Genomic DNA, 14690 nt, shown 5'->3' with positions numbered 1-14690 from the left:
GACCGGACGGGAGGTGGCACGCGGTGCCGCTGGTGGACAACGTGGTGTACGTGGAGGGCCGGCGCGCGTCGACCCCGGAGGACCTGGACGAGACCTACGCGGTGATGCGCGGGCACGGCGGGATGGCCTGGATCGGCCTCTACCGCCCCGAGCCGCCCGAGGTGCAGTCCGTGGCCGCGGAGTTCCGGCTGCACGACCTCGCGGTGGAGGACGCCCTGAAGGGGCACCAGCGCGCCAAGCTGGAGCGCTTCGGGGACACCCTCTTCGTGGTGCTGCGCCCGGCCCGGTACCTGGACGACGTCGAGAAGGTCGAGTTCGGGGAGCTGCACGTCTTCGTGGGCCGCGACTTCGTGGTCACGGTCCGCCACGCCGAGTCCCCCGACCTCGCCGCGGTCCGGCGCCGGCTGGAGGCCGCGCCGGAGCTGCTGGGCGCGGGCCCGCAGGCGGTGCTGTACGGGATCCTCGACGAGGTGGTCGACGGCTACGCCCCCGTGGTCGCCGGGCTCGAGAACGACATCGACGAGATCGAGGACCAGATCTTCGGCGCGGACCGGGACGTCTCCCGCCGGGTCTACGAGCTCTCCCGGGAGGTCATCGAGTTCCAGCGCGCCGTCCACCCGCTGGTGGCCATGCTGGAGGCCCTGCAGCTCGGGGCGGAGAAGCACGGACTGGGCGTCGAGCTGCAGCAGCGGCTGCGGGACGTCCAGGACCACGCCATCCGGGTGGGGGAGCGCGCCGACGCGTTCCGCGTGCTCCTGCAGAACGCCCTCACGGTGCACGCCACCCTGGTGGGGCAGCGGCAGAACGACGAGATGCAACGGCTCACCGAGTCGGCCCTGGCGCAGAGCGAGGAGGTGAAGCGGATCTCCTCCTGGGCCGCGATCCTCTTCGCCCCGACCCTGGTGGGCACGGTGTACGGAATGAACTTCGAGCACATGCCCGAGCTCGCGTGGCCGCTGGGCTACCCGCTCGCGCTGCTGGCCATGCTCGGCATGGGGGTGGCCCTCTACGGGGTGTTCAAGTGGAAGCGGTGGCTCTGAGGGGCGGCCTCAGATGCTGTGGCGCATCGCGCGGATCCCCACGGCCAGGCCCAGGGCGGCCAGCAGGACCGCCGCGAGGGCGCCGGCGGCCACGGCCGGATCGCCGAACTGGCCGTTGAACAGGGCCCGCTCCGCGTCGACCATGTAGGTGAGCGGGTTGAACCGCGAGAGCACCTGCATCCACCCCGGACCGGCCTCGAGCGGCAGGAGCATCCCGGACAGCAGCATGAGGGGGAACAGCAGCCCCTGCTGCACGGTCCAGAACATCCAGTCCCGGTTCCGGGAGACGATGGCCAGGGCGTAGCTCAGCGCCCCCAGCCCCACCCCGAAGACCGCGAGGACCGCCAGGCCCACCGCCATGCCGGGCAGGGACGGGCGGAAGCCGAAGAACGCGGCGACCCCGGAGATCACCAGGGCCTGCAGCACCAGCGGCACCATCTCCTTGCACGCGCGCCCCACCATGAGCGCCGAGCGGGACACCGGGGCCACGAGCATCCGCTCGTGCGCCCCGGACTGGATCTCGAACAGCAGGTTCGAGCCGGTCATGGCGGTGCCGAACAGCGCGATCATCACCACGATGCCCGGCACGAACCACTGGAACGCCTGGTCCAGGGGGAGCCCGGTCATCCCGCCCAGGAGCGGGCCGAAGAAGGCGAGGAACATCAGCGGCTGCATGAGCGAGAAGACCAGGCTGAAGGGGTCCCGGATCACCGGCCGCAGCTCGCGGACGAAGACGCTCACGGAGTCGTGCAGGATCCCCGCCGGGCGGGCCCGCTCGGTGCCGCCGGCGTGCCCGCCGGGCGACTCGCGGGTGGTCGGAACGGTCGTCATCGGGGTGCTCCCACGCTCGTGGCCTCGGCGGCCGGATCGGTCTGGGGGTCCTCCGTCTGCTCCTCGCGCAGGCTCCGCCCGGTGAGCCGGAGGAAGACGTCGTCGAGGGTCGGGCGGTCGAGCTCGGCGGTCCGCACCGTGTGGCCGTCCCGGTCGAGCTCGCGCAGCAGGGCGGGCAGCACGCGCTCGCCGTGGTCGACCGCGACGACGACGCGCGCGCCCTCCCCGGCGGGGGCCGCCTCCGGCTCGGCGCCGCCGGCCCCCGCGGCGGCGGCCGCGCGCCGGACGGCCGCCACGGCGGCCGCCGGGCCGGCGTCGAAGGTGAGGGCGATCCGGTCCCCGGCCAGGTCCGTCTTGAGCCGGGACGCGGTGTCGTCGGCGATGATCCGCCCCCGGTCCACGACCATGACCCGCTCGGCGAACTGGTCGGCCTCGTCGAGGTAGTGGGTGGTGAGGAACAGGGTGGTCCCGTAGCGCCGGCGCAGCCCGAGGATGTGCTCCCACAGGTTGGCCCGGGACTGCGGGTCCAGCCCGGTCGTGGGCTCGTCGAGGAAGAGCAGCTGGGGGCCGGGGATCAGGCCGAGGGCGATGTCCACGCGGCGGCGCTGCCCGCCGGAGAGCTTCATCGTGGGACGGCGCACGAGGTCGCCGAGACCGAGCGCCTCCACGAGCTCGTCCGCGCGGCGCCGGGTCTCCGCGCGGCCCAGCCCGTACAGGGCGCCCTGGCTGAGCAGCTCGTCGCGGACCCGCTGGTACTGCCCGGCCCCGTTCTTCTGCCCGATGTAGCCGATCCGGGCGCGCACCTCGGCCGGCTGCCGGGCCACGTCGAACCCGCACACGGTGGCGGTGCCGCCCGTGGGACGCAGCAGCGTGGTCAGCATCCGCAGCGACGTGGACTTGCCCGCGCCGTTGGGCCCGAGGAACGCCGTCAGCGTGCCCGGCGCCACGTCCATGGTCAGGTCGCTCACCGCGTGGACGGTCCGGCCGCCGGGCCCGCGGAAGCTCTTGCTCAGCCCGCGGGCGCTGATGATGGGTGGGGTGCTCATGGGTCAACGGTAGAGCGCATCCGGCCCTCCCGCTCCCCGCCCGCGGGAGCCCAGCCCGGGCCGGACCAGCAGCTGGTTCCGGGCCGGACCAGCAGCCGGTCCCGGCCCCGTTAGAGTCGGGGGCGTGACCACCCAGCACACCGACCTCGGTCCCGCACGGGTCCGGCGCGCCCGGATCGCGGTCTCCGCGTTCTTCCTCACCAACGGCGCCCTCTACGCCAACCTGCTGCCGCGCCTGCCGGAGGTCAAGGACGCGTTCGGGCTCTCCAACACCGGCTACGGGCTGCTGGTCGTGGCGTTCCCGCTCGGGGCGATCCTCGTGGGCGCCCTGCCCGCCCGGGCCATCCGCCGCTTCGGCTCCGGCCGGGTGGCCGCGCTGGGCACCGTGCTGCTCGCCGTGTGTCTCGCGGCGGCCGGCGCCGGGGCCGGACCGGGCGCCGGCACGGGGGTGGGCGCGGGGGTGTTCCTGGCGGCCATGTTCCTGGGCGGGGCCCTCGACGCGCACGTGGACACCGCCCAGAACGCCCAGGGGATGGAGGTCCAGCGGGCCCGCGGCCGCTCCGTCATCAACTCCCTGCACGCGCTGTGGAGCCTGGGCGCCGTGCTCGGCGGGCTCATGGGAACGGCGGCGCTCGCCCTCGGCGTGCCCCTCGCCTGGCACCTGCCGGTGAGCGGGCTCGTGTGGAGCGCGGTGGCCCTCGCCGCACTGCGCTCCGCGCTGAGCCCGGACGAGGCCCGGGGGCTGCGCACGGTCGGCCCGGACGGCCCGCTGCCGGACGACCCGCTGCCGGACGGCCCGCTGCCGGACGGCACGACGACGACGGGCCCCGGCGCCGCCGGACCCTCCCCGGGCCCGGACTCCGGGCGCGGCGGGACGGGCCGCCGGTCGACCGGGCGCATCGTCGTCGTCAGCCTGCTCCCCGTGGCCGCGATCGCGATGGCGGGGGTCATGGTCGAGGACGCGGGGCAGAACTGGTCGGCCGTGTACCTGAGCGCCGAGCTGGGCGCCCCGCCCGCCGCCGCGGGCCTGGGACTCGTGGCGCTCATGGCGGCGCAGTTCGTGGGCCGGATGCTCGGCGACCCCATGACCGACCGCTGGGGGCGTGCCGGGACGGTCCGCGCCGGCGCCGCCCTGAGCGCGGCCGGGACGCTGCTGGTGGTCCTGGCGCCGGTGCCGGCCTCCGGGATCGCGGGCTTCGCGGTGGCCGGCTTCGGCTGCGCCACGCTCGTGCCCGCGGCCTTCCACGCCGCCGACGACATCCCCGGCCTGCGGACCGGGACGGGACTGGCCCTGGTCAGCTGGCTGATGCGGATCAGCTTCCTGGGCCTGTCCCCGGCCATCGGGGTGCTCTCCGACGCCGTGGGGCTGCGGGCCGCGCTGCTCGTGGTCCCCGTCTTCGCCCTCGGAGCGGCCCTGACGGCCGGTGTGCTGCGCGAGCGCCGCGCACCCTGACCCGGCCCCCGAGCCCCGGCACGCCCTGGGTGCCGAGCCCCCACCACGAGTGCGCCCGGGCGTGCCGAGTCCCCAACCCCGGTGCGTCCGGGGCGTCGAGCCCCCAACCCCGGTGCGTCCGGGGCGTCGAGCCCCCACGTCCAGCTGCCTTTGGGCGACCAGTCCCCAGGCCTGCGCCGTATCCCCATGGATGAACGTGGGGATGCGGCGCAGGCATGGGGGCTGGGCGGAGTGAGCCGCGTGGTCACGGGGGCCCGCGGATCCGGGGATCCCGGGCTATCCTGGAGCCATCATGGTCCACCACTTCTTCCTCTGACGGGTCCCGGATCCCGCCGCACGGCATCTCCGCCGCGGCGGACCGTCCTCCTGCCCACCCGTCCCCTCGCCAGGAGCCCCGGCCGTCGGCCGCGCGCCGCTCCGCACCCCGGAGGAAGCATGTCCACCGCACCCGTCCACCGTCCCACCGTGCCCGCGGGCGAGCACGCCCAGCTGACCGCCACCGGGATCCGCCTGGTCCGCGGCTCCCGCACCGTCCTGGAGGGCCTCGACCTCACGGTCACCGCCACCACCCGCCTCGGAGTGGTCGGGGAGAACGGCCGGGGCAAGACCTCGCTGCTGGAGGTGCTCTCGGGCGCCCTGGCCCCGGACGCCGGCACCGTGCGCCGCACCGGCACCCTCGCCGTGGTCGACCAGGAGCTCCCCGTGCCCCCGGAGGGCACCGTGGGAGACCTCCTGGACCTCGAGCTCACCGCCGAGCACACCGCGGTGGCGCAGGTCGAGGCCGCCGCCCGTGCCCTCGCCGCCGACCGGCCGGGCGCGGCGGAGGAGTACGCGCAGGCGCTGACGGCCGCCCAGGCCCTCGACGCCTGGGACGCCGACCGGCGGGTGGAGCTCTCGCTGCAGGCCCTGCACGCCGTGACGGACCGCTCCCGGGTGCTGGCCACGCTCTCGGTCGGCCAGCGCTACCGGGTGCGCCTGGCCTGTCTGCTGGGGACCGTCCACGACCTCCTCCTGCTCGACGAGCCCACCAACCACCTCGACGCCGCGGGCCTGGCCCACCTGGGCGCGGCGCTGCGCGAGTTCCGCGGCGGCGTGGTCCTGGTCAGCCACGACCGCCGGCTGCTGGGCCAGGTCGTCGACACCGTCCTGGACCTGGACCCCAGCCGGGACGGCCGCCCGCGGTGGTACGGCGGCGGGGTGGCGGGCTGGCGCGCCGGCCGGACCGCCGAGCGCTCCCGGTGGATCCACGACCACCGGGAGCAGCAGGCGGAGCACGAACGGCTCTCCGGGGACCTCGCCCGGGCGCGCTCCCGGCTGGTCGACGGGTGGCGGCCCGACAAGGGCACCGGCAAGCACACCCGCGCCACCCGGGCGCCGGGGCTCGTCCGCTCGGTGCACCGCCGGCAGGAGGACCTCGAGCGGCACCGCGTGGACGTCCCCGAGCCCCCGCTGGTGCTGGCGGTGCCGGAGCTGCCGGTGCTGCCGGGCGTCGAGCTGCTGCGGGCCGAGGGCGTCACGGTGCGGGGCCGGCTGCTCCGGCCCGCCGAGGTGGTGCTGGGATCCGGGGACCGGCTGCTCCGGCCCGCCGAGGTGGTGCTGGGATCCGGGGACCGGCTGGTCGTCGCCGGGCCCAACGGGGCGGGCAAGTCCACCCTGCTGCAGGTGCTCGCCGGGGCGCTGGCCCCGGACGCCGGCCGCCGCACCGCCGCACCCGGCGCGCGGATCGCCCACCTGCTGCAGGACGGGGCCCGGCACGGTGCGCGTCCCGCCCAGGAGGTGTACGAGCAGGAGCTCGTCCGCCTGGTCCTCGCGGGCCGGCTGGCTGAGCAGGAGGTGGTCCCGCTGGCGGCACTGGGCCTGCTGACGGCACGGGACCGTGGGCGACCCCTGGCCGAGCTCTCCGCCGGGCAGCGGCGGCGCCTCGAGCTCGCCGTGGTGCTGGCCTCCCGGCCGCACGTGCTGCTGCTGGACGAGCCGACGAACCACCTGTCCATCACCCTCGTGGACGAGCTCACCGACGCCCTGGCCGCCACGGCCGCGGCCGTGGTGCTCACCACCCACGACCGGCAGCTCCTGCGGGACACGAAGGGCTGGCCACGGCTGCGGCTCTGAGGAACGAGGCCGTCCGCCCCCGGGACCCGGCCGGGCGGGACACCCGTGCCGGGACGGGAGCACGGCGACGGCAGGCGGTGACCTCGGTCCCTGCCGGCCGATCCGGGCGCGGCGGGTCAGTCCACGCGGAGCTCGTGCACCCCGCGCTCGAGGCCGAGCTCCACCGCGGCGAGGACGTCGTCGATGTCGCGCCCCGGGGGCAGCCGGGGCGGCAGACCGGTCAGGGCCCGGTCCACGAGCCCGGTGTCCATGTGGGGCAGGCGCGCGTCCATCACCGCGATCCGGCGACGGCGCAGCTCCCGCCGCAGCGACCCCAGCCACGAGGCCATGGCCGCCTTGCTGGCGGCGTAGCCGGCCATCCCGGCCAGCGGCAGCTCCGCGACCACGCCGGTGAGGACCGCGATCGCGCCGCCGTCCGCGACGTGGGGCAGGGCCGCCCGGAGCACGGCCATGGGGCCGAGGGCGTTGACCTCGAAGAGCTCCTCCACGACGGCCTCGTCCTCGTCCGCCGCCGGACCGAACGCGGCGACCCCGGTGGCGATCACCACGGCGTCGAACCCGCCGAGCTCCTCGGCCGCCCGGTGCACCACCGCGGCGGCCTCATCGTGGTCCACGAGATCCAGCGCGTGGGACGCCCGCAGGCCGAGCCGGCGCCGCAGCTCCTCGGCGCCCGAGGCGGAGCGGCCCGTCACCACGATGTCGGTGGTGCGCTCGCTCAGCCGTTCGCACAGCCGCTGCCCGAGGACGCCGGTCGCCCCCACCACGAGGATCTTCGCGCCGTTCAGCTCCATGACACCACTCCTGTCCCGGGGCGGCCCCGGACCGGGACCGTGCTCCGAGGGTACCCAGGTGCACCGACAGCGCCCAGGGGTGCCCGGTGGCACATCGGTCCCCGGCTGACCGTCGTCATCCGTTGCCGGTCGTGAACCCGGCGGCGTAGATTGCAGTCCTCGGGGACGGTCCGGGCGGGTGCCCGCGGCGCCGGTGCTCCGCGATCGGGGGTCCATCCACATGTCACCGACCACGTCGCGATCGACCCGGGCGCTGGGCGCGGCCGCCGCGGCCTTGCTCCTGCTGTCCGCCTGCGGCACCCCGTCCGGCCAGGATCCCTCCGGGGACGGCACGAGTCCTCCCGCCTCCCCGACCAGCACGGTGGCGCCGTCCCCGACGGGCTCCGCACCGGCCACGGAGACCCCGTCCTCGGCGAGCCCGTCCGGCTCGCCCACCGGTCCCACGGGGAGTCCGACGGCCGGGCCCACAGAGGGCCCGACCGGCACGCCCGCACCGGGCCCCACCGCCGGTCCCACTGCGAGCCCCACGGCCGCCCCCACCGCGGATCCGGCTCCCACGGAGCTCGTCACGCACTCGGGCACGGCCGCCGACGCGGCCTACGCCTTCGAGCTGCCCGCCACGTGGCGGGTGGACGGGGAGTTCTCGGACGTCGGCGGCACGGTCACCGTCGTGGGCCCCGACGGCGCCCCGGTGGGCTATCTGACGGTCCTCCAGGCGTGGGGCGCGGAGTGCGGCCCCGACTGCACCCAGCCGGCGGTGGCCCACCTCGGGGACGTCCCGGGCAAGGTCCCGCTGTCCAGCAGCGGGGAGTTCGTGGTGCGCTCGGTGGCCATGGACCTCACCACCTCGCCTCGGCTGCGCAACATCAACGGCTGGCAGGACAACGTGCGGCTCATGACCTCGCTGACGGACGCGGACACGCCGCCGCCCACCGCGATGCTCCCGCACGTCATGTACGGCCTGGGGCTCGTCGAGACGGGCGTGGTGGCGTCCAACGGCATCACCTACCGGACGGTCATCTTCAGTTCCGCGCACGACTTCCCGACCGTCGCGGCGGCCGAGGAGTACGTCGCGTCCGAGGAGCACCGGCAGATCCAGGCGATGATCGCCTCCTTCCGCGCCTGAGCCGCCCGGCCTCGCGCGGGCGGGACGCGGTGCCGGCCCTGCGAACTCACCGGTGCCGCCCGGGACATCGGCACGTGCGCGCTGATCCCGGGCGCGACCGGTGAGTTCGCGGGAAGAGCTCGGGAAGGAAGGGGGAGGAAGCGGGGTGGCTGCTCAGGCGGAGGTGTCGTGCGGGGTGTATCCCATGCGCCGGCTGACCCGGAGGCCGGCCTCCTTGAGGTCCCCGACGAGCTCGGCCATGTGCTGGTCCGTGAACCGGAACGCCGGTCCTGCCATGCTGATCGAGGCGACGACCGTGCCGAGGTGGTCCCGCACGGGCACGGCCATGGAGTTCAGCCCGATCTCGTACTCCTCGCACGCGATGGCATAGCCCTGGGTGGCCACGTCGATCAGCTGCCGTTCCAGCTGCTTGCGGGAGGTGATCGTGCGGCCGGTGAGGGCACGCAGCCCCTGGGACCGGAGAAGGCGGGCCCGGTCCTCGGAGGGGAGCCCGGCGAGGAGCACCTTGCCGCTGGCGGTGGCGTGCAGAGGGGTCAGGCTTCCGATCCAGTCGTGCATGGTGAGTGCGGAGGGCCCCATCTCCTGGTCCACGTTGACGGCATGGCCCTCCCGGAGGACCGCCAGATTGACCGTCTCGGAGTGGGTCCGTGCCAGCTCGCGGATCTCGTCGCGCGCCTCGGCCACCACGTTCAGCCGGCCGGGGATCGCGTTCGCCAGCCGCAGGATGCCGAAGCCGAGCTGGTACTTGCTCCCGTCGCTGGGGTGGTGCACGAGGCCCCGGGCCTCCAGGGCGCCGAGCAGGCGCGAGGCGGTGGACTTGTGCACGCCCAGCTCCGCGGCGACCTCGGTCACCGTCGAGCCGCCCGTGCGGGCGAGCACCTCGAGCACCGTGATCGCCCGGTCGACGGACTGCACACCGCTCGGGGTCACCCCGTCCGAGCCGGTCTGGTCCTTCGTGTCATCGGGTGCGGTCGGGGAGCTGAGGTCGGAGGAGGGCATGGCCCCATGGTAGTCACTGGTCATCGTCGTCCTCCGGTCGTCCTGTCGGCACCGCCCCGGCCCGGGCGGGCGGGGTGCGCGGAGAGCGCACGGGCTGGGCCGGGCGTGTCCCGGCCCAGCCCGTGCGGTCATGAGCGGATCTTCCCCCTCCTGCGGACCTGCCCGTTGGCCTGTCCGTCGGCCGTCTGCCCGTTGGCCTGCCCGTTCTGCCGGGCGTAGATCGGCTGGCCGCCGGCCGTGGCGTCCACGGCCTGGAACTGGGCCGTGGGCGGGTCCGTGCTCTCCCGGGTCATCAGGGTGAACTTCTGGTGCCCGTACTCGTCCACGGCCGTGCGCACGGTGCGCCGCATGACGGAGTCCGAGAGCCGCTGGCGCAGCCACATCGGGTCCGCGCGGAGGTCGCGGGTGAGGGCGATGCACAGGATGAACATCACGAGGACGAACGGCAGGGCGGCCACGATGGTCATCCGCTGCAGCCCGCCCAGCGCCTCCGCCGGGGTGTCCCCGCCGGCCAGGAGCATGACGGCCGCGACCCCGCCCATCAGCACGCCCCAGAAGATCACCACGGGCTTGGACGGCTCCAGGCTGCCGCGGGAGCTGAGCGAGCCCATCACGATGGACGCGGAGTCGGCGCCGGTGACGAAGAAGATGGCGGTCAGGACCATGGCCAGCACCGCCAGCCCGACGGTGAGCACCTGGGGGGCGCCCAGGCCGGTGAACATGTCGTAGATCGCCCCGTCGAAGGAGATGGTCGGCACGCCGTCCACGAGGGTCGCGATGCCGTCCCCGGGGTCCGGGGTCGCCTCGGCGGACTGCTGGATGTGGATCGCGGTGCCGCCGAACACGGCGAACCACAGCAGGGAGACCAGGGAGGGCACCAGCAGCACGCCGGTGACGAACTGGCGGATGGTGCGGCCCCGGCTGATGCGGGCGATGAACATCCCCACGAAGGGCGTCCACGAGATCCACCAGGCCCAGTAGAAGACCGTCCAGCTGGACAGCCACGCCCGCATCGACTCGTCCCCGACCGCCTCGGTGCGGGCGGCCATCTCCGGCAGCTGCTGGAAGTAGGACCCGATGGCGGACGGGATGAGGTTGAGGATGAACAGGGTCGGGCCCACGGCGAAGACCACGACGGCCATGAGCACGGCCAGCACCATGTTCGTGTTGGCCAAGAACTGGATGCCCCGTTCGATCCCGGACACCGCCGAGGCCACGAAGCAGAACGTGAGGACCGCGATGATCAGCACCAGGAGCGGGGTGGCGACCTGTCCGACGAGGCCGTTGAACTGCAGGCCGCTGCCGATCTGCAGCGCGCCGAGCCCGAGCGAGGCGGCCGAACCGAACAGGGTGGCGAAGATCGCGAGGATGTTGATGATCCTCCCCCCGATCCCGTCGACGGCCCGGCGCCCGAAGACGGACACGAAGGCCTCCGAGAGCAGGTTCTTGCGGCCCAGCCGGAACGTGCTGTAGGCGATGGCGATGCCCAGCACCGCGTACATGGCCCACGGGTGCAGGGTCCAGTGGAACAGGGAGGTGGCCATCGCCGTCTCGATGGCGTCGGCCGTGCTGGCGTCCACCGTGGCCGGGGGCGGGGAGATGTAGTGGAACAGGGGCTCGGCCACGCCGTAGAACATCAGGCCGATGCCCATGCCGCAGGCGAACATCATCGAGATCCACGAGGCGGTCCTGAACTCGGGCCGCTCACCGTCCTTGCCCAGCGGGATGGTGCCGAACCGGCCCAGGGCCAGCCACAGGACGTAGACCACGAACAGGGAGGACAGCAGCACGAAGATCCACCCGGTGTTCTCCAGCACCCAGCTCAGGGCCGTGGTCGAGACCGAGGCCAGGTTCTCCGTGGCCGCGAAGCCCCAGACCACGAATCCGACGACCAGGGCCCCGGTCACGGCCAGGATGACCCGGTCCAGACCCTCCAGTCCGTGCAGGGCGTGCGGGAAGGAGCCCCGCCGCTCGATGACCCCCTCGCGCAGCTCGCCGAGGATCTTCGACTCCTCGGCCTCCGCCTCGTGCAGCATCGTCGTGTCGTCCACCGGGGGCATGGTGGGGGGTTCCCCGGGCGGTGTCGCGGCCTCGTTCGCAGGCGTCGGGTTGATGAGGTTCTCGTCGTGGCTCATCGGGTTCCCCCTTGATTCGGTGCTGCGGCAGGCGCGGGCACGACGTCGCCGACCTTCTCCTGGATCCAGTCGTGGAAGGCGCCGATGTGGTGCTCGGAGGGCACCAGGACCCCGCCCTTGGCGTAGACCTTGGAGCCCATCGCGGGCTGGCAGCGCTCGCAGGCGTCGAAGTCCTGCTGGTTGACCCGGTGGAAGAGCTCCACCGAGGCCGAGACGTCCTTGCCCGACTCCACCACCGCGGGCAGGTAGAGCCAGTCGCACTCCACGACCGTGCGGTCGGCGGCCAGCGGGAACATCCGGTGGATGATCACATGATCGGGCACCAGGTTCACGAACACCGTCGGCTTGATCGTGATCGCGTAGTAGCGCCGGTCGTGGTCCTCGTCCACCCCGGGCAGCTTGTCCAGACCCTCGGAGCCGTCCACGGTGAAGCCCAGGACGTCGTCGCCGAACTCCGCCCCGTGACCTACGAAGTACTGGGCGGCCAGTCCGTCGGCGAACTCCGGCAGCACCTCGGTGAGCTCGGGGTGGATCGTGGCGCAGTGGTAGCACTCCATGAAGTTCTCGATGATGAGCTTCCAGTTGGCCTTCACGTCATAGGTGATCCGCTTTCCCAGCGCCAGGTGGGCCACGTCGTAGCCCTCGATCGCCTCGGTGTCGCCCAGCCGCTCCTGGATGTCACCCATCACGTCCTCCTCGAAGGACGGAGGCTCCTCGGCCAGGCACACCCACACGTAGCCCAGGTACTCCCGCACCGCCACGGTCACCAGCCCGTACTCCTGCCGGTCGATGTCGGGCATCTTCGTCAGGTTCGGGGCCGCGATCAGCTTGCCGTCGAAGTCGTAGGTCCACGCGTGGTAGGGGCACTGGAAGGACCGCCCGGATCCCGTGCTTGCGGTTGCGGGTGATGATGATGGACTCCCGGCCCACCTGCACCGTGCGGAACGCCCCGGGCTTGTCCAGCTCGTCGGCGCGGATCGCGCAGAACCACATCTGCTCGAAGATCCGCTCCTGCTCGGCACGGAACACCGCCTCGTCCACATAGGTGGAACCGGGCAGGGTCGCGATCAGACTCGCGGAGAGTGCAGTGGTCGACAATTCATACTCCTTTGGTGTGCGGAACGATCCGATGGACGGAATGAGTGGTGGATGCAGGGAAGGGCTCAGGCGGAGGCCGGTGCCGCGGTCTGGGCGGCGGCTGCTGCCAGGCCGGCGGCGGCGGTCCGGGCGGCGGCGAGCTTCTCGAGGGTCTTGCGCCAGCGGAGGAACTGCTTGGCCTGGTTCCAGCCCAGCACCGCCACCGGCTCCTCACCCGCGTAGTAGACGGCCAGGAAGGAGTCCTCGTCCGGCCCGCCCTGCTCGTAGACCACCCGGTCCCCGGCCCCGGCGTCCCCGACGAACTGCAGGCGGGTGCCGTACTGGTTCGACCAGAAGTACGCCGGCTTCACCGCCGGCAGCACGGCCAGGTCGGTGCCCAGCAGCGCGCCCACGGCCACCGCGGGCCGCTCGGCCGCCCCGGTCCAGTGCTCCACCCGGTGGTGCCGGCCCGAGACCGGGTCCATCCACGCCGCACAGTCACCGACCGCGACGACCCCGGGCACGTTCGTGCGCCCGACCTCGTCGCAGAGCACCCCGTTGCCCAGCTCGATCCCCGAGCCCTCCAGCCAGGACGTGTTGGGCACCGCACCGATCCCCACCAGCAGCACGTCGGTGGGCAGCACCCGCCCGCCGGCCAGGCGCACCGCGGTGACAGATCCGTCCGAGACGTCGAAGTCCTCGATGTCGGCACCGCACAGCAGCTCCACCCCGGCCTGGGCGTGCAGCCCGGCCACCACCGCGCCCAGCTGCGCGCCCAGCGGGCCGCACAGCGGGGTCGACGCCTTTTCCAGCACCTTGACCTCCAGGCCCAGCTTGTGGGCCGTGGAGGCGACCTCCGCGCCGATGAAACCGGCACCGATGACCACCAGGTGCCCTCCGCGCCCGATCAGGTCGCGCAGCTTCCGCGCGTCCTCCAGGGTGCGCAGGGTCACCACGTTGTCCAGACCCGCGACCTGGGGCAGCGACCGCGGCGAGGCGCCGGTGGCGATCACCAGGCCGTCGGCGTGCAGCGTCCGCCCGTCCTCCAGCACGACCGAGCGCGTGCCCGCGTCGAAGGACACCGCCCGCACGCCCAGCACCCATTCGGCGCCCAGGTCCTCGGACTCGGTCTCCAGCGCCAGATCCTCGAGCTGGAAGGTGCCGGCCAGGAACTCCTTCGAGAGCGGCGGCCGGTCGTACGGACGCTGCGGGTCGTCACCGACAATGACCAGCCGACCGGTGAAACCTTGCGCGCGAGCGGCCCGGGCGGCCGACAGGCCGGCCAGGGACGCGCCGACAATGACGAGGGACTCCATCAAGGACCCCTTTCGGGAGACAGACAACGGATGAGGGGCGACCCGGATCGGCGGCGAGAGGCCTGCTTCCGGATCTGAGGCGCAACTTGTGCAACACGATTCGTAATGTGAGATTCAGAGTGAGCCCCGTCCGGGGGTCCGTCAAGGGGTTGCGCCATTGCGACGCGAGAAATTTACACGGCGACGTTCTGTGGCCTGGATCACGAACCGGGTGGGGCGAAACTCTTGACAGGGCCAGTTCCCTGTCCCCACGCTTGTTGCACATTGCAACACTTGTTGCTCATGGTGAGCCGGTTCGGTCGACGCAGCATCGGCCGGCACGGCAGGCCCGAGCCCCTCAGGAAAGGAACCGTTCCGATGCACAAGGCCTGTCCCCTCAAGGACCTCGCACCCGGTGACGCCCTGCGCCTCGACACCGTCCCACCCATCGCCGTGTTCCACACGGAGGAGGGCGAGCTGTTCGCCATCGACGACACCTGCACCCACCAGGACGCCTCGCTCGCCGACGGCTGGGTGGAGGACTGCGAGGTCGAGTGCCCCTTGCACGCGTCCAAGTTCAACCTTCGCACCGGCGCGGTGGACGCGCCCCCGGCCAAGCTGCCGGTCCGCACCCACAAGGTGGCCGTCGTGGACGGCGACATCATGGTCGAGGAGTCCACCGAGGCGCCGAACCTGCCGCCCGGGCTCACCGTCCACGGCCACGAGTCCCAGTCGAGCTGAGCCACGGCCGACCCCCGCACGTCATCCGCAGGTCAGGAGAACCA

The 14690-nt window shown here is 73.3% G+C and carries 11 protein-coding genes and 1 pseudogene; 5 read left to right on the top strand and 7 right to left on the bottom strand.

Annotated features, from left to right (window positions below):
- The first annotated feature begins 23 nt into the window (after positions 1-23).
- Positions 24-1040 (top strand): magnesium and cobalt transport protein CorA, encoded by a 1017-nt coding sequence (locus QYM41_RS12180; protein WP_058872993.1) that lies wholly within the window; start codon positions 24-26, stop codon positions 1038-1040.
- 9 nt (positions 1041-1049) lie between these two features.
- Here the strand turns inward: QYM41_RS12180 and QYM41_RS12175 are convergent, their stop codons facing one another.
- Both QYM41_RS12175 and QYM41_RS12170 read right to left on the bottom strand, forming a co-directional pair.
- Entirely contained in the window at positions 1050-1871 is an 822-nt protein-coding gene (locus QYM41_RS12175) for an ABC transporter permease (RefSeq protein WP_368800028.1), read from the bottom strand.
- Positions 1868-2917 (bottom strand): ABC transporter ATP-binding protein, encoded by a 1050-nt coding sequence (locus QYM41_RS12170; RefSeq protein WP_368800027.1) that lies wholly within the window; start codon positions 2915-2917, stop codon positions 1868-1870. Before QYM41_RS12170 ends, QYM41_RS12175 begins: the two co-directional genes overlap by 4 nt.
- Positions 2918-3041: 124 nt before the next feature.
- Here QYM41_RS12170 and QYM41_RS12165 point away from each other — a divergent pair, with 124 nt between their 5' ends.
- Together QYM41_RS12165 and QYM41_RS12160 are read left to right on the top strand one after the other, a co-directional pair.
- Positions 3042-4370, top strand: a complete 1329-nt coding sequence (locus QYM41_RS12165; protein WP_368800026.1) for an MFS transporter — start codon at positions 3042-3044, stop codon at positions 4368-4370.
- 435 nt (positions 4371-4805) lie between these two features.
- On the top strand, positions 4806-6482 hold the full coding sequence (locus tag QYM41_RS12160) for an ATP-binding cassette domain-containing protein (RefSeq protein ID WP_368800025.1): 1677 nt from the start codon (positions 4806-4808) through the stop codon (positions 6480-6482).
- Positions 6483-6598: 116 nt separating this feature from the next.
- Here the strand turns inward: QYM41_RS12160 and QYM41_RS12155 are convergent, their stop codons facing one another.
- The gene (locus QYM41_RS12155) at positions 6599-7273 is read right to left on the bottom strand and encodes an SDR family NAD(P)-dependent oxidoreductase (protein ID WP_368800024.1); all 675 of its coding nucleotides are present in this window, start codon (positions 7271-7273) and stop codon (positions 6599-6601) included.
- A gap of 220 nt (positions 7274-7493) precedes the next feature.
- Here QYM41_RS12155 and QYM41_RS12150 point away from each other — a divergent pair, with 220 nt between their 5' ends.
- The gene (locus QYM41_RS12150; protein ID WP_368800023.1) at positions 7494-8399 is read left to right on the top strand and encodes a PT domain-containing protein; all 906 of its coding nucleotides are present in this window, start codon (positions 7494-7496) and stop codon (positions 8397-8399) included.
- Positions 8400-8552: 153 nt separating this feature from the next.
- On the opposite strand, the gene QYM41_RS12145 is transcribed toward QYM41_RS12150, so the two are convergent.
- From QYM41_RS12145 to QYM41_RS12130, 4 genes and pseudogenes are all read right to left on the bottom strand, one after another.
- A complete protein-coding gene (locus QYM41_RS12145; protein WP_368800022.1) occupies positions 8553-9398 on the bottom strand; it encodes an IclR family transcriptional regulator in 846 nt (281 codons plus the stop codon).
- Between the two features lie 128 nt (positions 9399-9526).
- Positions 9527-11533: a BCCT family transporter gene (locus tag QYM41_RS12140; protein ID WP_368800021.1), complete on the bottom strand. Its 2007-nt coding sequence runs from the start codon at positions 11531-11533 to the stop codon at positions 9527-9529.
- Positions 11530-12631, bottom strand: a pseudogene (locus tag QYM41_RS12135) (aromatic ring-hydroxylating oxygenase subunit alpha). The gene QYM41_RS12140 and the pseudogene QYM41_RS12135 overlap by 4 nt, the downstream one beginning before the upstream one ends.
- Positions 12632-12696: 65 nt before the next feature.
- Complete coding sequence (locus tag QYM41_RS12130) at positions 12697-13926, bottom strand: NAD(P)/FAD-dependent oxidoreductase (protein ID WP_368800020.1); 1230 nt, start codon at positions 13924-13926, stop codon at positions 12697-12699.
- 357 nt (positions 13927-14283) lie between these two features.
- Here QYM41_RS12130 and QYM41_RS12125 point away from each other — a divergent pair, with 357 nt between their 5' ends.
- On the top strand, positions 14284-14646 hold the full coding sequence (locus QYM41_RS12125) for a bifunctional 3-phenylpropionate/cinnamic acid dioxygenase ferredoxin subunit (RefSeq protein ID WP_368800019.1): 363 nt from the start codon (positions 14284-14286) through the stop codon (positions 14644-14646).
- The last annotated feature ends 44 nt before the right edge of the window (positions 14647-14690 follow it).

This window comes from Kocuria oxytropis (assembly GCF_040981195.1).
Lineage (GTDB): Bacteria > Actinomycetota > Actinomycetes > Actinomycetales > Micrococcaceae > Kocuria > Kocuria oxytropis.
Note: the sequence above shows the minus strand (reverse complement) of the source record. Positions and strands in the feature narration are given on the sequence as shown.

Excerpts from the sequence above, each read along its gene's own strand:
- QYM41_RS12140 (WP_368800021.1), bottom strand. The coding sequence starts at position 11,533 with ATGAGCCACGACGAGAACCTCATCAACCCGACGCCTGCGAACGAGGCC.
- QYM41_RS12155 (WP_368800024.1), bottom strand. The coding sequence starts at position 7,273 with ATGGAGCTGAACGGCGCGAAGATCCTCGTGGTGGGGGCGACCGGCGTC.
- QYM41_RS12170 (WP_368800027.1), bottom strand. The coding sequence starts at position 2,917 with ATGAGCACCCCACCCATCATCAGCGCCCGCGGGCTGAGCAAGAGCTTC.
- QYM41_RS12150 (WP_368800023.1), top strand. The coding sequence starts at position 7,494 with ATGTCACCGACCACGTCGCGATCGACCCGGGCGCTGGGCGCGGCCGCC.
- QYM41_RS12175 (WP_368800028.1), bottom strand. The coding sequence starts at position 1,871 with ATGACGACCGTTCCGACCACCCGCGAGTCGCCCGGCGGGCACGCCGGC.
- QYM41_RS12125 (WP_368800019.1), top strand. The coding sequence starts at position 14,284 with ATGCACAAGGCCTGTCCCCTCAAGGACCTCGCACCCGGTGACGCCCTG.
- QYM41_RS12130 (WP_368800020.1), bottom strand. The coding sequence starts at position 13,926 with ATGGAGTCCCTCGTCATTGTCGGCGCGTCCCTGGCCGGCCTGTCGGCC.
- QYM41_RS12160 (WP_368800025.1), top strand. The coding sequence starts at position 4,806 with ATGTCCACCGCACCCGTCCACCGTCCCACCGTGCCCGCGGGCGAGCAC.
- QYM41_RS12145 (WP_368800022.1), bottom strand. The coding sequence starts at position 9,398 with ATGCCCTCCTCCGACCTCAGCTCCCCGACCGCACCCGATGACACGAAG.